This is a genomic window from Aminobacter sp. 01T433 (genome assembly GCF_056398585.1).
The window spans coordinates 19,664-41,121 of the sequence record NZ_JBFTPR010000003.1 but is presented as its reverse complement, the minus strand read 5'-3'; the positions used below and the strand labels follow the sequence as shown (position 1 = coordinate 41,121).

General features: G+C 61.5%; 21 protein-coding genes. 10 read left to right on the top strand and 11 right to left on the bottom strand.

What is annotated here, in order from left to right:
- From aat to AC1DLV_RS05420, 6 genes are all read right to left on the bottom strand, one after another.
- Positions 1-618, bottom strand: a complete 618-nt coding sequence (aat, locus tag AC1DLV_RS05445) for a leucyl/phenylalanyl-tRNA--protein transferase (protein WP_476798558.1) — start codon at positions 616-618, stop codon at positions 1-3.
- A gap of 12 nt (positions 619-630) precedes the next feature.
- A complete protein-coding gene (accC, locus tag AC1DLV_RS05440; protein WP_476789197.1) occupies positions 631-1,974 on the bottom strand; it encodes an acetyl-CoA carboxylase biotin carboxylase subunit in 1,344 nt (447 codons plus the stop codon).
- Positions 1,975-1,991: 17 nt separating this feature from the next.
- Positions 1,992-2,459, bottom strand: a complete 468-nt coding sequence (accB, locus tag AC1DLV_RS05435) for an acetyl-CoA carboxylase biotin carboxyl carrier protein (protein ID WP_476784203.1) — start codon at positions 2,457-2,459, stop codon at positions 1,992-1,994.
- 29 nt (positions 2,460-2,488) lie between these two features.
- Positions 2,489-2,923: a type II 3-dehydroquinate dehydratase gene (gene aroQ, locus AC1DLV_RS05430; protein ID WP_476798557.1), complete on the bottom strand. Its 435-nt coding sequence runs from the start codon at positions 2,921-2,923 to the stop codon at positions 2,489-2,491.
- Between the two features lie 130 nt (positions 2,924-3,053).
- Entirely contained in the window at positions 3,054-3,869 is an 816-nt protein-coding gene (locus tag AC1DLV_RS05425) for a DsbA family protein (protein WP_476798556.1), read from the bottom strand.
- A gap of 51 nt (positions 3,870-3,920) precedes the next feature.
- On the bottom strand, positions 3,921-5,321 hold the full coding sequence (locus AC1DLV_RS05420; protein ID WP_476798555.1) for a M48 family metalloprotease: 1,401 nt from the start codon (positions 5,319-5,321) through the stop codon (positions 3,921-3,923).
- A gap of 135 nt (positions 5,322-5,456) precedes the next feature.
- On the opposite strand from AC1DLV_RS05420, the gene AC1DLV_RS05415 reads away from it, so the two are divergent.
- The gene (locus AC1DLV_RS05415) at positions 5,457-6,605 is read left to right on the top strand and encodes a pyridoxal phosphate-dependent aminotransferase (protein ID WP_476798554.1); all 1,149 of its coding nucleotides are present in this window, start codon (positions 5,457-5,459) and stop codon (positions 6,603-6,605) included.
- A gap of 37 nt (positions 6,606-6,642) precedes the next feature.
- Here the strand turns inward: AC1DLV_RS05415 and AC1DLV_RS05410 are convergent, their stop codons facing one another.
- Both AC1DLV_RS05410 and AC1DLV_RS05405 read right to left on the bottom strand, forming a co-directional pair.
- On the bottom strand, positions 6,643-7,314 hold the full coding sequence (locus AC1DLV_RS05410) for a CatB-related O-acetyltransferase (RefSeq protein ID WP_476798553.1): 672 nt from the start codon (positions 7,312-7,314) through the stop codon (positions 6,643-6,645).
- Between the two features lie 24 nt (positions 7,315-7,338).
- On the bottom strand, positions 7,339-7,938 hold the full coding sequence (locus AC1DLV_RS05405; protein WP_476798889.1) for a class I SAM-dependent methyltransferase: 600 nt from the start codon (positions 7,936-7,938) through the stop codon (positions 7,339-7,341).
- Between the two features lie 312 nt (positions 7,939-8,250).
- On the opposite strand from AC1DLV_RS05405, the gene AC1DLV_RS05400 reads away from it, so the two are divergent.
- The 4 genes from AC1DLV_RS05400 (at position 8,251) to AC1DLV_RS05385 (ending at position 13,602) form a co-directional block, all read left to right on the top strand.
- A complete protein-coding gene (locus AC1DLV_RS05400) occupies positions 8,251-8,883 on the top strand; it encodes an ATP-dependent Clp protease proteolytic subunit (protein ID WP_476784194.1) in 633 nt (210 codons plus the stop codon).
- 301 nt (positions 8,884-9,184) lie between these two features.
- A complete protein-coding gene (gene clpX / locus AC1DLV_RS05395; protein WP_476787281.1) occupies positions 9,185-10,459 on the top strand; it encodes an ATP-dependent Clp protease ATP-binding subunit ClpX in 1,275 nt (424 codons plus the stop codon).
- Between the two features lie 270 nt (positions 10,460-10,729).
- Positions 10,730-13,144, top strand: coding sequence for an endopeptidase La (gene lon / locus AC1DLV_RS05390; RefSeq protein ID WP_476798552.1), 2,415 nt, complete (start codon positions 10,730-10,732; stop codon positions 13,142-13,144).
- 185 nt (positions 13,145-13,329) lie between these two features.
- Positions 13,330-13,602, top strand: a complete 273-nt coding sequence (locus AC1DLV_RS05385; protein ID WP_476798551.1) for an HU family DNA-binding protein — start codon at positions 13,330-13,332, stop codon at positions 13,600-13,602.
- A gap of 197 nt (positions 13,603-13,799) precedes the next feature.
- Here the strand turns inward: AC1DLV_RS05385 and AC1DLV_RS05380 are convergent, their stop codons facing one another.
- The 3 genes from AC1DLV_RS05380 to AC1DLV_RS05370 all read right to left on the bottom strand — a co-directional run bounded on the left by AC1DLV_RS05380 (position 13,800) and on the right by AC1DLV_RS05370 (position 17,185).
- Positions 13,800-14,894 (bottom strand): M24 family metallopeptidase, encoded by a 1,095-nt coding sequence (locus tag AC1DLV_RS05380; protein ID WP_476798550.1) that lies wholly within the window; start codon positions 14,892-14,894, stop codon positions 13,800-13,802.
- A gap of 78 nt (positions 14,895-14,972) precedes the next feature.
- Positions 14,973-16,565, bottom strand: coding sequence for an ABC transporter substrate-binding protein (locus tag AC1DLV_RS05375; protein WP_476798549.1), 1,593 nt, complete (start codon positions 16,563-16,565; stop codon positions 14,973-14,975).
- Positions 16,565-17,185 (bottom strand): helix-turn-helix domain-containing protein, encoded by a 621-nt coding sequence (locus AC1DLV_RS05370; RefSeq protein WP_476798548.1) that lies wholly within the window; start codon positions 17,183-17,185, stop codon positions 16,565-16,567. The genes AC1DLV_RS05375 and AC1DLV_RS05370 overlap by 1 nt, the downstream gene beginning before the upstream one ends.
- Positions 17,186-17,445: 260 nt before the next feature.
- Here AC1DLV_RS05370 and AC1DLV_RS05365 point away from each other — a divergent pair, with 260 nt between their 5' ends.
- Genes AC1DLV_RS05365 through AC1DLV_RS05345 form a run of 5 tightly spaced genes read left to right on the top strand, consistent with a single transcriptional unit; the run spans position 17,446 to position 21,431 of the window.
- Positions 17,446-18,438, top strand: coding sequence for an ABC transporter permease (locus AC1DLV_RS05365; protein WP_476783599.1), 993 nt, complete (start codon positions 17,446-17,448; stop codon positions 18,436-18,438).
- The gene (locus tag AC1DLV_RS05360) at positions 18,438-19,343 is read left to right on the top strand and encodes an ABC transporter permease (protein WP_476798547.1); all 906 of its coding nucleotides are present in this window, start codon (positions 18,438-18,440) and stop codon (positions 19,341-19,343) included. The genes AC1DLV_RS05365 and AC1DLV_RS05360 overlap by 1 nt, the downstream gene beginning before the upstream one ends.
- Positions 19,340-20,170, top strand: a complete 831-nt coding sequence (locus AC1DLV_RS05355) for an ABC transporter ATP-binding protein (RefSeq protein WP_476798546.1) — start codon at positions 19,340-19,342, stop codon at positions 20,168-20,170. Before AC1DLV_RS05360 ends, AC1DLV_RS05355 begins: the two co-directional genes overlap by 4 nt.
- Positions 20,167-20,910, top strand: a complete 744-nt coding sequence (locus AC1DLV_RS05350) for an ABC transporter ATP-binding protein (RefSeq protein WP_476798545.1) — start codon at positions 20,167-20,169, stop codon at positions 20,908-20,910. The genes AC1DLV_RS05355 and AC1DLV_RS05350 overlap by 4 nt, the downstream gene beginning before the upstream one ends.
- A 14-nt stretch (positions 20,911-20,924) precedes the next feature.
- Entirely contained in the window at positions 20,925-21,431 is a 507-nt protein-coding gene (locus AC1DLV_RS05345) for a GAF domain-containing protein (RefSeq protein WP_476798544.1), read from the top strand.
- The last annotated feature ends 27 nt before the right edge of the window (positions 21,432-21,458 follow it).

The following is a 21,458-nucleotide window of genomic DNA, read 5'->3' as shown; positions in this document are numbered from 1 at the left end:
CTAGGGCGAGAACGTGGCTTCGCCGACAAGTGCTTTGGCCAGCATCTTTTCGTATTTGTCGCGCGGTACGTCGACCGCTCCGAAACGTTTCAAATGGTCGGTGGTGAATTGTGTATCGAGCAGCAGGAAGCCGCGCTGCTTGAGCCGCTCGACAAGATGAACGAGGCAGACCTTCGAAGCGTCGGTCTCGCGTGAAAACATGCTTTCGCCGAAGAAGGAACGGCCCAGCGACACGCCATAGAGCCCCCCGACCAGATTGCCGTCGCGCCACGCCTCGACCGAGTGCGCGTGACCGATGCGGTGGAGGTGCGTGTAGGCTTCGCGAATAGGGGCGTTGATCCAGGTCGACAAACGCCCCGAGCGCCGCTCTGCACAAGCGTCTATGACCGCCTCGAAGTCGCTGTCGAAACGGATTTCAAAATGGCCTTGCCGTATTTTCTTGGCAAGGCTGTGGGGCACATGGAAGGAATCGAAGGGGATGATGCCGCGTGTCTCGGGTCGGACCCAGAAAACCTCCGGATCCGACGCACTCTCGGCCATGGGAAATACGCCCGACGCATAGGCCTTCAGCAGAAGGTCCGTGGGTATGCTGTAGCCGGGCGCATAAGGACGGGTCATGCGACCCCCAGTCTACTCGCCTTTCGCGAGATGTTTTTCCAACCAATGGATATCGTAGTCGCCATTTGCGATGTCGGGGTTGCCGACGAGTTCACGAAACAGCGGCAACGTCGTCTTGATACCATCTACCACGAATTCGTCGAGCGCGCGGCGCAGACGCATCATGCATTCGACGCGGTTGCGGCCATGCACGATCAGCTTGCCGATCAGGCTGTCGTAGTAGGGCGGGATCTTGTAGCCGGAATAGACGCCCGAATCGACGCGGATGCCGAGACCGCCAGGTGTGTGGAAATGCGTGATCGTGCCGGGCGAGGGCACAAACGTACGCGGATCCTCGGCGTTGATGCGGCATTCGATGGCATGGCCATGGAAGCGGATATCGTCCTGCGTGACCGACAGGCCGCCACCGGAGGCGACGCGGATCTGCTCGTGCACGAGGTCGATGCCGGTGATCGCTTCAGTGATCGTGTGCTCGACCTGAAGGCGGGTGTTCATCTCGATGAAATAGAACTCGCCATTCTCGTAGAGGAACTCGATGGTGCCTGCGCCAGAATAGCCGAGGTCTGCCACCGCCTTGGCGCAGATATTGCCGATGCGCGAGCGTTCTTCCGCGTTGAGGGCAGGCGAATTGGCTTCTTCCCAGACCTTCTGGTGACGGCGCTGCAGCGAGCAATCGCGCTCGCCGAGATGGACGCCCTTGCCAGCACCGTCGCCGAAGATCTGGACTTCGATATGCCGCGGCTTCTGCAGATACTTCTCGATATAGACGGCGTCGTCGCCGAAGGCCGCACCGGCTTCGGTGCGCGCAGTCTGCAGCGCAACTTCAAGGTCAGCCTCTGTGAGCGCAACCTTCATGCCGCGGCCACCACCGCCGGCGGACGCCTTGATGATGACCGGATAGCCGATCTCGGCGGCAACGCGCTTGGCTTCCTTCTCGTCGCTGACAGCGCCTTCCGAACCGGGAACGACCGGGATGCCCAGGCGCTTTGCGGTGCGCTTGGCTTCGATCTTGTCGCCCATGATGCGGATATGGTCACCCGAGGGACCGATGAAGGTGATGTTGTGGGCGGCCAGTATGTCGGCGAACTTGGCGTTCTCCGACAAGAAGCCGTAGCCGGGGTGGACAGCGTCCGCACCGGTGATTTCGCAGGCCGCGACGATCTGGTGGATGTTGAGATAGCTGTCGCGCGACGGCGGCGGGCCAATGCAGACGCTTTCGTCGGCAAGGCGCACATGCATGGCGTCGGCGTCGGCGGTGGAGTGCACGGCAACCGTCTGGATGCCGAGTTCCTTGGCCGCGCGCAGCACTCTAAGCGCGATTTCGCCGCGATTGGCGATAAGGATTTTCTGAAACATGCGCGCAGCCTTCCGGCTCATTCGACGACGACGAGCGGCATGCCGTATTCGACAGGCTGCGCGTCTTCGATGAGGATCGCTGTGACCGTGCCGGAGCGCGGCGCGGGAATCTGGTTCATCGTCTTCATGGCTTCGATGATCAGCAGCGTCTGGCCTTCCTTGACCACCGAGCCAACCTCGATGAACGGCTTGGCGTCGGGCGACGGCGCGAGGTAGACGGTGCCCACCATCGGCGAGGGCACGGCGTTCTTGGAGATGTCGACGACGGCAGGGGCGGCGACTGCCGCGACCGGCGTCGAATTCACTGCCGCGGGTGCTGCCATCATTGGTGCTGCGACCGCATGAACGGCCTGCGTCTGGCGCGAGACGCGCACCTTGAGGTCGCCGAGTTCGACTTCGATCTCGGTCAGGTTGGTGTCGTTCAGGATTCCTGCGAGGTCGCGGACGAGCTGCTGGTCAACACCGTCTGTCTTCTTCGTCGCCATGTTCAAGCCTTTTCTCTTCCTGTTTCCGGTCAGAGCCGGGCGGCCAGCGCCTGAAGCGCCAGCGTATATCCGAGCGGCCCGAAGCCGCAGATCATGCCCACCGCCACCGGCGCCACCATCGATTTATGGCGGAATGGCTCGCGGGCGTGGATGTTGGAAAGGTGCACCTCGGCGACCGGCAACGGCGAGACGGCACGAATGGCGTCCTGCAGCGCGATCGAGGTGTGGGTATAGGCGCCTGCATTCAAGATGATGCCGGCAGCTTTTTCGCCAGCCTCGTGAATCCAGTCGACCAGATCGCCCTCATGGTTCGATTGGCGAAAGTCGACCGTCAGCCCCAGCGAAGCGGCTGCCGCCTGGCAGTCGGCCTCGATGTCGGCCAAGGTCTTGCCGCCATAAATGCCGGGCTCGCGTTTGCCCAGCATATTAAGGTTCGGACCGTTGAGGACGAAAATCGTTTTCAATGTACAGACCCTTCCACCCGCCAGATCCTCTCTGGCGCGGCGGACCCTCTATAATCGGCATAAGCCGTCGCGAAAAGAGCGCAAGCGACTTCTTGCGCTGTCCACAACGGCTCGCGCTGAACAAACCTGTTCAGCAGGTGGAATCGGCCTGGCAGGCCTTGGCCTCGGCGATCTTCTCGGCCAGCACATCCTGGCCGAGCGCACCGAAGATGACTTCGTTGCCCACGACATAGGACGGCGTACCGCTGATCTGCAGTTTATTGGCAAGCTCGTAGGTGCGGTTGAAGGCTTCGTCGATCGCCGGATCGTTCATCGCTTCGCGCAGTTTGGCTTCGTTTGCGCCCAGCCCGATGGCGATCTTGATGGCGTTGTCTTCGCCCGCACGGCCTTCGCCGCCGATAAGCTTGTCATGGAATTCGCCGAACTTCTCCGGCATCAGCTTGCGGAAGGCCATCGAAACGACATGGGCCTTCTGCGAATCCGGACCGAGGATCGGGAATTCCTTGAGCACGAAGCGCAAGTCCGGGTTCGCCTTGGTCAGGGCAGTCATGTCTGCCTGGGCGCGTTTGCAGTAGCCGCAATTGTAGTCGTAGAACTCGACGATGGTGGTCTTGCCGTTGGGATTGCCGACGATCCCGTCGAAGGCCGAGTTGAAGATCTCGTCCTTGCTCTGCTTGATCACCTCGACATGGGCGACGCGCTGCTCTTCCTTCTGCTTGGCTTCGAGCGCACCTTGCATTTCGAGCAGCAGTTCGGGGTTGTCGAGCAGGTATTCGCGCACAATGGTTTCGACCTGCTTCTTGTCGAGGTTACCTGCGGCAGTGACTGCAGCCGGCTGGGCAGTTTCGGCATGTGCCGTGCCGGGAGTGCCGGCGATGTAGCCGAAAGCCAGCATGGCAAAGGCGACGGCGATGCCTGTTGTGCCGAGAAGAATTGCTTTTTTCATGGTCCTAGTCTCCAGCCCTCTTGGCTATGTCGCCTGCCGCCGTGCGAAGGTTCATTTCTTCTTGCCCGGCTGCTTGTAATTGATGATGTCCTGGGCGCGCACCCAGCCCGGCGAACCGCGCTTGAGCTTCATTTGCGCACGCATCGCAAAGATTTTGGCGTCCTGATAGGCGCCGCTGTAGTAATGGCCGTCGGCAGTGGCCAGATCGGCATCCGCGACGTCGCCGAGCATGCCATAGGCCTGTGCCAGATAGCGGTAGCCGGCGGCGTTTTCGCGGTCGCGGTCGAGGCCCTTGCGTGCTTCCACCACAGCCTTCTTCAGCGCGTCGGGCGTGCCTATGGCGAGATATGCCTGGCCGAGCGCGATCGGCAGGATGCCCGAATTGGCCGGATCGAGCCGCACCGCGGTGGCATAGGCTTCTGCTGCGGCTGCCGGCTTGTTGGACTTCATCAGGATGTCGCCGCGCAATTCCTGGAAATAGGCGTTCTTGGGCTGCGACTTGATCAGCGCGTCGGTCTTGGAAAGTGCCGAGCGCAAATCGCCGAACAGATAGGTCGCCTGCGCATCGCCATAGCGGCTGGCAAGCCCGCCCGGATCCTTGCGCAACAGGCGCGAGGCGGCGGCCTGGCCTTGTGTGTAGACCGCGATCTTCACCCGCGCCATGTCGTGGCGCAGCTGCAGGGCTTCCGGATCGGTCTTGTCGAAATAGGGGCTGGCATGCGCCAGCGTTTCGAGATTGGCGATACGATCGCGCGGCATCGGGTGGCTGACCTGATAGGGGTCGACCCGTGCGCCCGACAGCGACAATGCGGTCTGGAAGCGTTGGAAGGTCTTCAGCATGCCTTGCGCCGACTGGCCGGTGGCATTGAGATAGGTGATCGCCGAGCGGTCGGCGGTCGCTTCTTCCGAGCGCTGGTAGCCGAGCAGGCTGCGCCGGGCCATTTCGGAACCGCCTGCAATGACGCCAGCACCCGCAGCACCCATGCCTTTGGTGTCGGTTGCAGCACCTGCAACCATGGCACCCGCGCCAAGCAGCGCCGCGACGATCGCCATGGTCTGGGCGCGTGCCAGCTGGTCGCGCAACCGTTCCTGGTGGCCGCCGGCGATGTGACCGGCTTCGTGCGCGAGAACGCCGATGACTTCGTTCGGCGTCTCCGATGTCATCAGAGTGCCGGTGTTGATGAAAATGCGCCGGCCTGCAACGAAGGCGTTGAAAGCCGGGTCGTTGACGAGCACGATGTTGATGTTCGAGTTGCCGAGCCCCGCAGCCTTGAGGATAGGTCGCGCGTAATCGCGCACCAAGGCCTCGATTTCGGCATCGCGGACGATCGGCACGCCCTGCGCATGCGCCGTGCCCGTCGATCCGAGCGCGAGCCCGGCCGAGAGCGCAAGCGCGGTGACCGCGCGCGTTGATCTTGCGATGAAACGCGAAAGGTTATTGAAGCTCTGCATAGCGGGAAACACTCGTAAACGAGCCGTCGGGCTGTGAAAAGACAGGCTGAGAAATCTCATCAACTTGTGATCCCCATATCAATCAGGCATTTGTGCGGCGCATTGCCTTATGTACGGCAGGAAGAGTGAACGAACATGGCGGTAGCGATTTCACGGCGCGGCGAAGTTGAGCCGTTCCATGCGATGGACATTCTGGCAGAAGCCAACAGGCTCAAGGCCTTGGGGGCGCCGGTCATTTCGATGGCGGTCGGCCAGCCGTCCGATCCTGCACCGCAACGGGTACGTGACGCTGCGGCTGGGGCACTCAAGGTCGGGCGCATCGGCTACACCGACTCGCTCGGGCTCGCCGAACTGCGCAAGGCGATTTCGGCCCATTATGCCGAACATTACCGCATCGACGTGCCGGTTTCGCGAATCGCTGTCACCACCGGCTCGTCGGCGGCCTTCAATCTTGCGTTCCTCGCCATGTTCGATGCCGGTGACCGGGTGGCGATCGCTGCTCCAGGTTATCCCGCCTATCGCAACATCATGGGCGCGCTCGGCCTCGACGTCGTTGAGATCGAACTCGATGGCTCTGCCTTCCTTCATGCCGAGCACCTGCGTGAAGCCCATCGGCAAAAGCCGCTCAAGGGCGTGCTGTTTGCGAGCCCGGCCAATCCGACCGGGGCTGTGGTGCCTGCAGGCGATCTCAAGGCGCTGATCGACACGGCAAGGGAACTGGGAATCGCGGTGATTTCGGACGAAATCTACCACCGACTGGCTTATGGCGCGCCCGACCTGACGGCACTCGCCTATGATGACGATGTCACGGTCATCAACTCCTTCTCCAAATATTACTGCATGACCGGCTGGCGCATTGGCTGGATGGTGCTGCCCGAGCGCCTGGTCAGGCCGGTCGAGCGCATCGCGCAATCGCTGTACATCTCGGCGCCCGAACTTTCGCAGGTCGCGGCCATCGAAGCGTTCAACGTCACCGACGAACTCGAGGTCATCAAGGCGCGCTACGCCTGGAACCGCGAACTTCTGGCCAAGCGGCTACCTGAACTGGGCTTCAGCTTCGCGGCCCCCATGGACGGCGCGTTCTACGCCTTCTGCGACGTCTCGCGCCTGACCAATGACAGCATGGAATTTGCCGGCCGCATGCTGGCCGAAGCACATGTCGCGGCAACGCCCGGCAGGGACTTCGATACGCTCGCCGGCCACCGCTATATCAGGTTCTCTTATGCCGGCAGCCATGACGACATGGCCGAGGCAATGGATCGCATCGAGCGTTGGCTGCGCTGACGGCTCTAGCGCAGCCAGCTAGCATAAGCATTGTTGTTCAATGCGTTCCCTTGCCGGGGCGCGCTTCGTCATACCGTACTGAAGCGATGGCGAGGGCGTTGATGTCGCTTGCGCAAAGCAAAGGTTTCAGCGCCTCGAACTTGTCTGTCGGCCAGTCGTAGACCTTCAGCGCGAGCAGCTTGTCTGCCACGGCATCCGGGAAGCGGGTCTTGATCGGCGCGGCCGGATTGCCCGCCACGACCGTGTAGGGCGCGACGTTCTTTGTCACGATAGCTCCGGAGGCTATGATGGCGCCTTCGCCAATGGTGACGCCGGGCATGATCATGGCGCGCATGCCGATCCAGGCGCCGTCGCCGATGACCGTGTCGCCCTTGCCGGCATAGGCGTCGACGATGAACTCGGGGAAGGGGTAGAGGCTGAACCAGTCAGTCCTGTGCGTGTGGTTGCCGCCGAGCAGGATCACCGCCTCCGCGCCAATGCAGACATAGTCGCCAACGTGCAACTGGTCGATGGGCCAGGCGGGTTCCCACGCCTTGCGGCTGTAGTCGTCGCCGTAGAGATAACGCACTACGCTTTGTTCGAACGAACCCGACCAGGCATCGCTGTAATAGCTGCGTGTGCCCCGAATATGGATATTCGGGTTGCTGACGGTCTCGTGGAGATACTCCACCTTCGACCAGTGCTTGTTTGCTTGAGTTGGTTCATTCATCACGGACATTCCATTGGGTGCGAATTATTCAGCCTTGGTGGCGACGACATGGAGCCAGTCAGTCGGCAAGCCGTCATAGCCGCCGCCGGTTTCTTCTTGGATCTCCAGCGAGTTCCAGCGGTCGGCTCGATAGGCCTGCATTAGCCATTCAGGAGAGGGGTAGTTGTAGTACCTGCCGAAGCGATCCCGGCCTTCCGCCTTGCCCGCCTTGAAACTGGCGTAGAACACCCCATCCGGCTTGAGTGCTGCGTGCACATGACCAATGATCGACGGCAGTTGCTCGCGTGGCACGTGCAGCAGGCAGGCGTTGGCCCATACGCCGACGTAACTTTCCTTTTCGTCGATGTCTTCGAAGAGAAGCACTTTGACCGGCCGTCCGAGGCGTTTCGCGGCGGCGGCCGCGATCTCGGGGGTGCCGTCAGTCGGTATGACGTCGAACCCGCTGGCCAGCATGGCTTCACTGTCCTGTCCAGCGCCGCAGCCGAGTTCTAGCACGCGGCCACCTGCCGGTAGGCGCGCCATGAAGCTGCGGAGATGGCGCTCGCTCGCCGCTACGCCCCGCGTGGTGTAGGCTTCCGCCTCGTTCGAGTAGAACTCGATCGTCTCGTGATCCTTGGCTTCGATCATGATCGCTGCACTTTCCAAAATATGTGCGAAATGGGCTCTCGAATTAGTTGGCCATGATCTCAGGCTCGGTCGTTGTCCTTGCCCGCTATGACTGACGGGCATCGTTTGGTCGCATTCATTACCGCAGCAGTTGCGGAAAGTTCCAGTGCTGACCTGCCAGCTCCCGCTGCGAAAGTTAGCGGTAGCTGAAATCAAGCGCCCTTACTGGCCTTGCGCAACGCTAAGGTGGCATCCTAATTACAAGGCAAAGCCTCTGAACCGATTCTGCCCATCCGGCGCCGGAATCCCATCACGAAAAAGGGATAGTCGATGAAGAACCCCGTCGAAACATACATGAACCTCGTTCCGATGGTGGTCGAGCAGACCAACAGAGGCGAGCGCGCCTATGATATTTTCTCGCGCCTCCTCAAGGAGCGCATCATCTTCATCACCGGCCCGGTTGAAGATGGCATGGCAACGCTGGTCTGCGCCCAGCTTCTGTTCCTCGAAGCAGAGAACCCGAAAAAAGAGATCAATCTCTACATCAACTCGCCCGGCGGCGTGGTGACCTCGGGCATGGCGATCTACGACACCATGCAGTTCATCAAGCCGGCGGTTTCGACGTTGTGCATTGGCCAGGCCGCCTCGATGGGCTCGCTGCTGCTGTGCGCCGGCGAAAAGGACATGCGTTTTGCCACGCCCAACGCCCGCATCATGGTGCACCAGCCTTCGGGTGGCTTCCAGGGCCAGGCCTCGGATATCGAGCGTCACGCCCAGGACATCGTCAAGCTCAAGCGCCGTCTCAACGAGATCTATGTCAAGCACACCGGCAAGGACTACGAGCTCATTGAAAAGACGCTCGACCGCGACCATTTCATGACTGCGGACGAGGCGCGCGACTTTGGTTTGATCGACAAGGTGATCGCAAGCCGCGACCCGGTTGAGGGTGCTACCGCTTCGTGATTGGACGCTTCGACCTGCCGTCAGGGGTCACATCTCGCTTTTTTGAGGTGCCCTGCGGCATTTCGGACACATTTTGCTGTTCCCACAGCGAAAGCGTCGGCCTACGTTAAGGCTGCGTTGAGCTTCGACGGCTTAGCGTTGTTCAAGGGTGGCGCGACTCGTTGCAGCGACTTGTGGAATGTGAGTTTGCGGAGCTCGTTGCGGCGGCCAGGGAATGGCGGTGGCGGCGTCCGTCGTTAGATTGCATATGCGCCCGAAAGCCAAACGTTCGGCCGGGCGGCAGTGAAAGGACTTGGACAAGATGAGCAAGGTCAGCAACGGCGGCGGCGACTCCAAGAACACGCTCTATTGCTCGTTCTGCGGCAAGAGCCAGCATGAGGTACGCAAACTCATAGCCGGTCCGACCGTCTTCATCTGCGATGAGTGCGTCGAACTGTGCATGGACATCATCCGCGAGGAAAATAAGACCTCGATGGTGAAGTCGCGCGAGGGCGTGCCGACGCCGCAGGAAATCCTCAAGGTTCTGGACGACTATGTCATTGGTCAGCCCTACGCCAAGCGCGTGCTGTCGGTGGCCGTCCACAACCACTACAAGCGCTTAGCGCATGCCAGCAAAAGCAACGACGTGGAGCTGTCGAAGTCGAACATCCTGCTGATCGGCCCGACCGGCTGCGGCAAGACGCTGCTTGCGCAGACGCTTGCCCGCATCATCGACGTGCCGTTTACCATGGCGGACGCAACGACGCTCACCGAAGCCGGTTATGTCGGCGAGGACGTCGAAAACATCATCCTCAAGCTGCTGCAGTCGGCCGACTACAATGTCGAACGCGCACAGCGCGGCATCGTCTACATCGACGAAATCGACAAGATCTCGCGCAAGTCGGACAACCCCTCGATCACCCGCGACGTGTCGGGCGAGGGCGTCCAGCAGGCATTGCTGAAGATCATGGAAGGCACTGTCGCCTCCGTGCCGCCTCAGGGCGGCCGCAAGCACCCGCAGCAGGAGTTCCTGCAGGTCGACACCGCCAACATCTTGTTCATCTGCGGCGGCGCCTTTGCCGGCCTCGACAAGATCATTTCGGATCGCGGCCGCAAGACCTCGATCGGCTTCGGCGCCACAGTGGCTTCGCCTGAAGACCGGCGCAGCGGTGAAGTCTTCCGCCTCGTCGAGCCGGAGGATTTGCTGAAATTTGGCCTGATCCCCGAGTTCGTCGGCCGTCTGCCTGTTTTGGCGACGCTTGAGGATTTGGACGAGCCCGCGCTGATCCAGATCCTGACCGAGCCGAAGAACGCTCTGGTCAAGCAGTACCAGCGCCTGTTCGAGATGGAAAATGTCGATCTCACCTTCCACGAGAACGCGCTGTCGGCGATCGCCAAGCGTGCGATCGAGCGCAAGACCGGCGCACGCGGCCTGCGTTCGATCATGGAAGCGATCCTGCTCGACACGATGTTTGAGCTTCCGGCCCTCGAAGGCGTCCAGGAAGTGGTGATTTCGGAAGAGGTGGTGACCGGCAGTGCCAGGCCGCTCTACATCTACTCCGAGCAGAAGGAAATGAAGGGCAACGTCAGCGCCTAAAGCCCTGGCAGTTTCCCTTTGAACCGCTCCAGCGACGGCGCCCCAGCGGCGCCGTTTGGCGTTTGGAGGTTTTGCGTACCGGCTTGCTACACGGCAGCGTGTTCGGCCTTGATGTTTACCCGGCGAACCTCCAACTAACGGAGAAGAGGCGATGGGTTGGCTTTCGTGCTGTAATGCCGCGCGGTAATCGGCGGTAGGCGGAACCGTCCATGGTCGTTAATATGAGATTCGCGGTTGGCCCTGCGCGGCCGCGATATGAAAGGTTGGACAATGGCCAAAATATCCCGCTCTTCCAGCGAAGGTACCTTCGCGGTCCTGCCGTTACGCGACATCGTCGTGTTCCCGCACATGATCGTCCCGCTGTTTGTGGGACGTGAAAAGTCGATCAAGGCTCTGGAAGAGGTGATGGGTCAGGAAAAGCAGATCCTGCTTGCGACCCAGATGAATGCCGCCGACGACGATCCCGAGCCGGGCGCCATCTACGACATCGGCACGCTCGCCAATGTGTTGCAGCTGCTGAAGCTGCCGGACGGCACCGTCAAGGTGCTGGTCGAAGGCACGACGCGCGCCAAGATTCAGTCCTTCACCGACAAGTCCGACTTCCACGAGGCCCACGCTCTCATCCTGAGCGAGCCGGAGGAGGAAGCGGTCGAGGTTGAGGCGCTTTCGCGTTCGGTGGTTTCCGACTTCGAAAACTACGTCAAGCTGAACAAGAAGATCTCGCCCGAAGTGGTTGGTGCTGCCAGCCAGATCGACGATTATTCCAAGCTCGCCGATACGGTGGCCTCGCATCTCGCCATCAAGATCACCGAGAAGCAGGAAATGCTCGGCACGCTGTCCGTCAAGGAACGGCTCGAGAAGGCCATGGGCTTCATGGAAGCCGAGATCTCCGTCCTGCAGGTGGAAAAGCGCATCCGCAGCCGCGTCAAGCGGCAGATGGAGAAGACCCAGCGCGAGTACTACCTCAACGAGCAGATGAAGGCGATCCAGAAGGAGCTCGGCGAAGGCGAGGACGGCCGCGACGAGTCCGCCGAACTTGAGGCGCGCATTAAGAAGACGAAGCTTTCCAAGGAGGCCCGCGAAAAGGCGGACGCCGAGTTGAAGAAGCTGCGCTCGATGTCGCCGATGTCGGCTGAAGCCACCGTCGTGCGCAACTATCTCGACTGGATCCTGTCGATCCCGTGGGGCAAGAATTCCAAGGTCAAGCAGGACCTGAACTTTGCCCAGCAGGTGCTCGACACCGACCACTACGGCCTCGACAAGGTCAAGGACCGTATCGTTGAGTATCTCGCCGTGCAGAGCCGCCAGAAGAAGCTGAAGGGCCCGATCCTGTGCCTCGTTGGCCCTCCCGGCGTTGGCAAGACCTCGCTCGGCAAGTCGATCGCCAAGGCGACCGGCCGTGAGTTCGTGCGCATGGCGCTCGGCGGCGTGCGTGACGAGGCCGAGATCCGCGGTCACCGCCGCACCTATATCGGCTCGATGCCCGGCAAGGTCATCCAGTCGATGAAGAAGGCCAAGAAGTCCAACCCGCTCTTCCTGCTCGACGAGATCGACAAGATGGGCCAGGACTTCCGTGGTGACCCGTCGTCGGCGCTGCTCGAGGTGCTCGATCCGGAACAGAACGCAACGTTCATGGACCACTATCTGGAGGTCGAATACGACCTTTCGAGCGTGATGTTCGTGACGACGGCGAATACGCTGAACATTCCTGCGCCCTTGATGGACCGCATGGAGATCATCCGTATCGCCGGCTACACCGAAGACGAGAAGGTCGAGATCGCCAAGCGGCATCTCATGACCAAGGTCATGAGGGATCATGCCTTGCAGCCGAAGGAGTTCTCTGTCTCCGAGGATGCGATCCGCGGCATCGTCCAGACCTACACGCGTGAAGCAGGTGTCCGTAGCCTTGAGCGCGAGCTGATGAAGCTTGGGCGCAAGGCGGTCACCGAGATCATCAAGACCAAGAAGAAGTCGGTGAAGGTCACCGCCGCCAACTTGGACGAGTATCTCGGCGTGCCGCGTTATCGCTACGGCCAGGTCGAGGCCGACGATCAGGTCGGCGTGGTCACGGGCCTTGCCTGGACCGAGGTCGGCGGCGAGTTGCTGACGATCGAAGGCGTGATGATGCCCGGCAAGGGCCGCATGACCGTCACCGGCAACCTGCGTGAAGTCATGAAGGAGTCGATCTCGGCGGCGGCATCTTATGTCCGCAGCCGCGCCATCGATTTCGGCATCGAGCCGCCGCTGTTCGACAAGCGCGACATCCACGTGCACGTGCCGGAGGGTGCTACGCCCAAGGATGGCCCTTCGGCCGGCGTTGGAATGGCGACCGCGATCGTGTCGGTAATGACCGGCATCCCGGTCAAGGCCGACATTGCGATGACGGGCGAGATCACCTTGCGTGGTCGTGTGCTGCCGATCGGCGGCCTCAAGGAGAAGCTGCTTGCAGCGCTTCGCGGCGGCATCAAGAAGGTGCTGATCCCGGAAGAAAACGCCAAGGATCTGGCGGATATTCCGGAAAACGTGAAGAGCGGCATGGAGATTATCCCGGTCAGCCGCATGGGCGAAGTGATCAAGCACGCCCTCGTGCGCATGCCCGAGCCGATCGAATGGACTGAGCCGGTCGACGTGCCCGCATCCAAGTCGGATGCTGGCGACGATGCCGGTAAGGGCTTTGCTCATTAAGTCGCATCTAAAGTTGCGTTGAAAAATGAAAAAGCCGGGCACGCGCCCGGCTTTTTCATGTGAAAAACCCCGGAATTCCGGGCTTTGTGAGCCTTTTCGACTTGGTTGTGGCTGTGCTTTTTTCTACAGTCCGTGTCCTACCGGCTGAGTCTTATGTCCCGGTTTTCTCATGGAAGGGAATTTGAATGAACAAGAACGAACTAGTGTCCGCCGTCGCCGAGGCTTCCAAGCTCTCCAAGGGTGACGCGCAGTCCGCTGTCGACGCTGTTTTTTCCGTCATCACCGGCGAACTGAAGAACGGCGGCGACGTCCGGCTTGTCGGTTTCGGAAATTTCACCGTGTCGCAGCGCGCAGAGTCGACTGGCCGCAACCCGCAGACCGGCGCCGAAGTGAAGATCCCGGCTCGCACGGTACCGAAGTTCTCGGCTGGCAAAGGCCTCAAGGACGCGGTCAACTGATCGCTCTGCAGCCGATGTAATGTGTGAAAAGCCGGGTTCGCCCGGCTTTTCTTTTTTGTGCGGTAGCTGAGCAAAAGCGAAAGCGAACCGCAAAGCACGCACCAAAACAAAGAGGGGCCGCGGTCAGACCGCGGCCCCTCGAGATGATGCGATAATAGTTTGCTGGGCGGTGCCGCCAGGCTGCCCGCCCAGCGTGGTCAGGCCTTCACGCGGAACGCTTCGCGCGGCAGATCGGACAGCACTTCCGCACGATTGCCGCGCAGGATCACGATCTCTTCAAGCCTGAGCCCAAAACGGCCCTGCAGATAGATACCCGGTTCGATCGAAAAGACGTTGCCTTCAGTCAGGATCGTCTCCGACGTACCGGTGATGTAAGGCGGCTCGTGGATATCTATGCCGAGGCCGTGACCCGTGCGATGCAGGAAGAAGTCGCCATAGCCTGCGGCTGCGATGACGTCGCGCGCGGCCTTGTCGACCTCCTTGGCGGCGACACCCGGCTTGGCGGCGGCGATCGCTGCCTGCACGGCGCGCTCCAGAACGCCATGAACCTCATCGAAGCCTTCCGGCTTCTCACCGAACACGCCGACCCGCGTCATGTCGGAGGGGTAGCCGTCCTTGCGGCCGCCGATGTCGATCAGCACGGCCTCGTTGGCCTTGAGCTTGCGACCGCCGGTGTGGTGATGCGGGAAGGCGCCGTTCTCGCCGAAGCAGACGCTGGTGAACTCCGGCTTGGCGCCATTGGCGGCGTAGAAGTCGCGGATGGCCTGCGCCACTTCCAGCTCGGTCACGCCTTCCTTGAGGGCTGCGAAGCCGGCCTTCATGGCGCCGTCATTGAGCACGGCGTTCATCTTGAGCAGCGCGTATTCGGCCTCGTCCTTCTGGCCGCGCAGGAAGCTCACTGTATCGGTGAGGAAGCCACGCTTGGCACCTGGCAAGGCGTCGATGACCAAAAGCGCGAAATCGGCGCGCATGGTTTCGTCAAGCGCGATCTTGAGGTTGCCACGCTCAGCGCCGCAATCCTTGAGCAGCTTGGCAAGTGCTGCACCGGGGCCGTCCGCGTCGCTCCAGGGATAGAACGGCAGCTTGGTATAGGGGCGCTGGCTGTCGACATTGAGTCCGGGCATCAGGAAGCCGGCATGGTCCTTGGCGACGATCAGCAGCACCGGGCGCTCGTCGCCATGTGGCGACATGCCGGCAAGCCAGACAAGGTGCGAAGAGGGGCCGACGACCACAAGGTCGGTCCCGGTTTCAGCCATGCGCTCGCGCAGCCGCGCCATCCGCTCTTCGTACATTGTCTCTACCTTCTTGGTGTTGGGGAGGGGGAGGGAATGGGACCGCCCGCGTGAGCGGTCCCGGTAGCTGTAGGTTCGTCAGTTCTTCTTGACGAGGCGGTAGTAAACGAAGTCTGAGGTCGCGCCGTTGACGTAGCCTTCGACGTTCTTCGCCCGCGCCACCTGGGTCGCGGCCTGGAACATGATGACGATCGGCGACTTCTCCTGCACTTTCTTCTGAAGGTCGACATACATGGCGTTGCGTTTTGCCTGGTCAGGCTCGGCAAGTGCCGCCTTGGTTGCCTTGTTCAGCTCTTCCGGCACGGCCCAGCCATTCCGCCATGTGGTGGTCGACTGGTAGTGGTCGTCGGAGTTGTCTTCGTTGTAGGCAAATGCCTTGGCGTTGGAGTGCGGGTCCATGAAGTCGGGGCCCCAGTAGAGCAGCATCGCCTCATGGGTGCGGGCACGGTACTTGGTGATCACCTGCGAGCCGGTGCCCGGGACGATGTTGAAGTTGATGCCGGCCTCGGCGAAGCTTGCCTGCAGCGACTGCGCCATGTCGGTGAACGGCGTTGAGTTGATGACGTCGAGCGTGACGTTGATCGGGGTCTTGATGCCGGCATCAGCCAGGATCTGCTTGGCCTTGGCCGGATCGTACGTATAGGGCGTCTCGTCGAGCGAGCCGGGGAAACCCGACGGCCAGAACGCCTGATGCGTCTGCATCTGGCCCTTCAGGAAGGTGTCGGTCATGCCCTTGTAGTTGACGAGGTAGCGCGCGGCATCCCACACGGCTTCCGGCTGCAGGGCTGCGTCCTTCTGGTTGAAGCTCAAGAAGTGCACGGCGGCCTGCGGATAGGTCTCGGTGACCAGCGTGTCCTTGCCGGCGATCGTTGCGATCTGGTCCGACGTCAGGTTCTTGGCCATGTCGACGTCACCCGATTCCAGCAGCAGCTGCTGGGTCGCGGCTTCAGCGACGTGGCGAATGATGACGCCCTTGATTTCAGGTGCGCCGTTGAAATAGTCGGGGTTGGCGGCGAGGTTGATGATTTCGCCAGGGCGGAACGCCTTGAGCACGAACGGGCCGGTGCCAGCCGAGTTGGACTTCAGCCAGCCATTGCCCATGTCGCCATTGGCTTCGTTGGCCTGAAGCGTCACTGCGTCAACTACGGAAGCCGGACGAGCTGCAAGGACGTTGAGCACGAAGGCCGAAGCGAAGTCGCCTTCATACTTGAGCACGACCTTGTTGCCGTCGGCCTTGACCATGGAATCGATGTTTTCCGGGGTCCAGCCGAGCTGGGTCAGGATGAAGGCCGGTGCCTTGTTGAGCACGATGACGCGCTTGAACGAATAGACGACGTCTTCGGCGCGCAGCGGGTTGCCGGAGGTGAACTTGACGCCGTCGCGCAGCGTGAAGGTAATGGTCTTGTTGGCGTCGTCGGCGGTCCATTCCTTGGCCAGGCCAGCTGCCAGCGTCTTGGTGTCGGTGGCATCATACTGGACCAGACGGTCATAGGTCTGGGCGACATATTCGCCCGACGAGAACTCGTAAGCCTCTGCCGGGTCGATGCTGACGATGTCGTCGATGTTCTGCGCCACCACGAGCACGCCCGCCGGTGTCGCTGCCAGGCTCATTCCAGGCGTCATCGGCATCGCCAGCGCCGCTGCAAGCAGCGCGGCCTTGAACAGTTTCATCATTTTCTCTCCTTTTTGGTTCCCGTTGTTGTCTCTTCGGCCCTTGAACCGCGCAGGGCCGGATGCTCCGTGCGTGACCTGAACATCGGCAGGGTGCCGGTCCAGAGCATGCGCGCGAACTTGTCAGTGTCGTTGGACCATGAATGCGGACTATTGCCGCGGAAATGCAGGCTGTCGCCAGCCGAAAGTTCCATCTCCTGGTCCTCGAGGCGCTGGGTAATCGAGCCCTCGAGAATGAACAGGATTTCCTCGCCTTCATGGCTGACAGTCTCGGAGCGATAGCCCGGTGGCACGTTGAGGACGAAAGAAGACAGGACGTTGCCGGTGAAGTCGGCGGCGATGCGCTCGTAGACGATCGACGAGCCGTCGACGGAGAATCGGTTGCGTTCGGCCGAACGGGTCAGCCCGTCCTCCATGCTGGGCGTGGCGATGAAGTAATCCACACCTACATCGAGGCTACGTGCGATTTGGGCGAGCGTGCCAAGCGAAGGGGTGGCATGATCGCGCTCCACTTGGCTGAGGTAACCGACCGAAATGCCTGCGGCGTCACACAATTCCTGCAGTGTCATCGACAGCTTGCGGCGGCGCGCACGGATCAGCGCGCCCACTTTGGGCTGCATCGATGCCGCGTTTTTGCTGGCCTCCGAGGACACGCTTTTTTGCTCCCATCAAAATTTTTTTGATCTAAGCAAAATTATTTGTATAGTCCAAGCGGAATTTTGAGCGACAGAAGACATCCGTGCCGCATCGCCGGCGCGCCAGAGGTGGTGGGAACAAAGACCGCGTGGCATCAGAAACCGACTCCGCCGTACAGGCGCTTCCAGCAGGGCCCGGCGGCTCCTCGCGCAATGCGCGGCACGCCTGGAAAACAGTAAAAGGCGTGCTGGGCTTCCTGGTCGCCATCGCGTTCACCTTCCTCGGCCTCCTTGCCATAACCTTCTTCATCGGCCGCGTCGTGCCGATCGATCCGGTGCTTGCCGTTGTCGGCGACCGCGCCCCACGCGCTGTCTATGAGGCCGCACGCATCGAGATGGGGCTCGACAAGCCTCTGATCGTCCAGTTCTTCCACTATGTCGGCAATGTCCTGACCGGCGACCTCGGCATGTCGGTCTCCACTGGCAAGCCCGTTGTCGAAGACCTCAAGCGGGTTTTCCCGGCAACGCTGGAGATGGCGACGCTTGGCATCATGATCGGCGTGCTGCTCGGTGTGCCGATGGGTGTCTACGCGGCAAGCCGTCAGGGCAGCCTGCTCGACCAGGTTATCCGCGTCGTTGGTCTGCTCGGCTATTCGATCCCGGCCTTCTGGCTCGGCCTTGTCGGTCTGGCGCTGTTTTACGCCAAGCTGCAATGGGTTGGCGGACCTGGCCGGCTCGACATCTTTTATGATGGTATTGTGCCGCCCGTTACCGGGCTCGTCCTGATCGACTCCCTGCTTGCCGGCGAAACCGAAATCTTCTTCAACGCCTTGACCCATATCGCGCTGCCTGCTGCGGTGCTCGGCTTCTTCAGCCTGGCCTACATTGCCCGCATGACGCGCTCCTTCATGCTCGACCAGCTGGCGCAGGAATATGTCACCACCGCGCGGGTGAAGGGCGTTTCCGAGCGGCTGGTGCTGTGGCGCCATGCCTTCCGGCCGATCCTCGTGCCGCTGATCACCGTCATCGGCCTGTCTTACGCCGGCCTGCTTGAAGGCTCGGTGATGATCGAGACGGTGTTTTCCTGGCCCGGCATCGGCAACTACCTGACCACGGCATTGCTCAACGCGGACATGAACGCCGTCCTGGGTTCCACGCTGGTGATCGGTGCTGTCTTCATCGGCATCAACAAGATTTCGGACGTGCTCTACCGCGTCCTCGACCCGAGGGCACGCTGATGGCGACGACACGCGACTGGCTTCTCGACGATTCGCCGTCCTCGCGCCTGCAGGCCCGGCTTGGCCGCAGCTACCGGCTGACCCGCGCTCTGGCACGCAATCCTCTGGCCATGGTCGGCGCGGTCATCGTGCTGACGCTCGTCCTGGTGGCGCTGTTTGCGCCCTGGATCGCGACCCATTCGCCGATCGGCCAGGATCTCGCCATGCGGCTCAAGCCGCCGAGCTGGGACAACTGGATGGGCACCGACGAGCTCGGTCGCGACATCTGGAGCCGCGTCGTTTACGGCGCGCGCATCACGCTGATGATCGTGGCGCTGGTTGCAGTGCTTGCGGCACCAGTCGGGCTGATCATCGGTGCCGTTGCCGGCTATTTCGGCGGCTGGACCGACCGTATCCTGATGGGCATCACCGATATTTTCCTTTCGATGCCCAAGCTGATCCTGGCTCTGGCTTTCGTCGCGGCCCTTGGACCCGGCATTCAGAACGCCATCATCGCCATCGCGATCGCCACCTGGCCGGGCTATGCCCGCATCGCCAGGGCCGAGACGCTGACGATCCGCAACTCCGAATTCGTCGCTGCGGTCGAGCTGCAGGGCGCCTCGTCGTTCCGTGTCATCGTCAATCACATCCTGCCGCTGTGCACGTCTTCGATGATCATCCGCGTCACGCTCGACATGGCCGGCATCATCCTGACCGCCGCAGGCCTCGGCTTCATCGGCCTTGGTGCGCAACCGCCGCTTCCTGAGTGGGGCGCCATGATCTCGCGCGGTCGCTCGTTCATCCTCGACCAGTGGTGGGTGGCGACAATGCCAGGCTTTGCCATCGTCATCGTCAGCCTGGGTTTCTGCTTCCTCGGTGACGGCCTGCGCGATGTGCTTGATCCCAAGCATGGAGATCGGCAATGAGCGCGCTGCTTGAAATCCGTAATCTGAAGGTCACGTTCCCGACGGCCCGTGGCCCGGTGGACGTGGTCAAGGGCCTGTCGCTGACGCTTGGCCGCGAACGACTCGGCATCGTTGGCGAGAGCGGCTCTGGCAAGTCGATGACCGGCCGCGCGATCCTGCGGCTCATCCGCTCGCCCGGCAGGATTACCGCCGACGAAATGAGCTTCAACGGCACCAACCTTTTGTCGCTGTCTGAAAAACAGATGCGCGCCATTCGCGGCGCCCGCATTTCGATGGTCATGCAGGATCCGAAATTCTCGCTCAACCCGGTCATGACCATCGGCGACCAGATCGCGGAAGCCCTTCTGACCCATCAGAAGCTTGGCCGCAGCGACATCCGCAACCGCACGCTCGCCATGCTGGAAGCCGTGCGCATCAACGATCCGGAGCGCGTGCTAGGGCTCTACCCGCACGAGGTTTCGGGCGGCATGGGCCAGCGTGTCATGATTGCCATGATGCTGATCCCCGAGCCCGACTTGTTGATCGCCGACGAACCGACATCGGCGCTCGATGTCTCCGTGCAGGCCCAGGTGCTTGAGATCATCGACGATCTGGTCAAGCGCAAGGGCATGGGCCTGATCCTGATCAGCCATGACCTCGACCTCGTCTCGGCCTATTGCGACCGCATCCTGGTGATGCGCAGCGGCGAGGTGGTCGAGCAGTGCAATGCCGGCGAGCTCAAGAACGCCAAGCATCCCTATACGCGCGGTCTGCTCGCCTCGATCCCGCGCATCGACGAAAGCCGCGACGAGCTTCCTGTCCTCGAACGTACTGGGGCTTCGACATGAGCGCGCTGGCGATCGACAATCTCGACATCTCCTACGGCGATTCGAAGGTCACCCACGGCATTGGTTTCAAGGTCGCCGAGGGCGAGAGCTTCGCGCTGGTTGGCGAGAGCGGCTCGGGCAAGACCACAGTACTCAAGGCGATTGCCGGCATGGCCAAGAGCTGGACAGGCTCCATCTCGGTCTTCGGCGAGCCGCGCAGCCATGGCATCGACCGTGGTTTTGCCAAGCATTGCCAAATGGTGTTCCAGGACCCTTACGGTTCGCTGCATCCGCGCAAGACAGTTGACGCCACGCTCAGCGAGCCGCTTACCATCCACGGCATCGGCGACAGCGGTGCCCGCGTCGACGAAGTGATGCAGTCGGTCGGTCTCGACCGCCGCTTCCGGTTTCGTTTTCCCCACCAGCTTTCGGGCGGCCAGCGCCAGCGCGTGGCGATTGCGCGCGCCCTGATCCTCAAGCCCAAGATGCTTTTGCTCGACGAGCCGACTTCGGCGCTCGACGTGTCGGTGCAGGCGGAAATTCTCAACCTGCTCAAGCGCCTGCGCCGCGAGCAGGGGCTGACCTATCTGATGGTCACGCACAATCTGCCGGTCGTCTCGTTCCTGTGCGACCGCCTTGCCGTCATGCGCCACGGCCGTATCGTCGAGATCGCCGATGTCGACCAGCTCAAGCGCGGCGCGCTTGTCGATCCCTATTCGCGCGAACTGACCAAAGTCAGCGCGGCTCATCTCCAGAACTGAAATAGAGGTAAGTCATGACAGAAACCAATTTCGCCGAGGCGCTGGCCGCCTTCGATGCCGCCATTGCGACCACGACCGAAGTCGAGGGCGTGTGGAAGGCGCTTCAGGCGTTGGCCGACGTCGTAGTCGGCGCCAAGCTGTTCACGGTCATGAAGCTCGACTGGGCCAACGAGGTTTCGGGCCGCACCTACACCAGCCACCCCGACGCCTATCCGGTTTCCGGAACCAAGCCGATCAACCGCACGCACTGGTTCGACACGATCCACGTCCAGCGCAAGCCGTTCGTCGCCAATACGATCAAGGACATCGCCGACGTGTTCCCCGATCACGAGACGATCTGGTCGCTCGGCTGTGGCTCGGTGCTCAATTGGCCGGTCTTCGTCGGCGACACCATGCTCGGCACCGTCAACATGCTGCACGAAGAGCATTTCTACACGCCGCTGCGCGTCGAAGCAGCTCACCAGCTGTCGCTGGCTGCCAAGACCGCCTTCCTAGCGGTCGAGCACCTCGAACGCCGCTAAAACATGATCTGGCCGGGTCGCATGGCG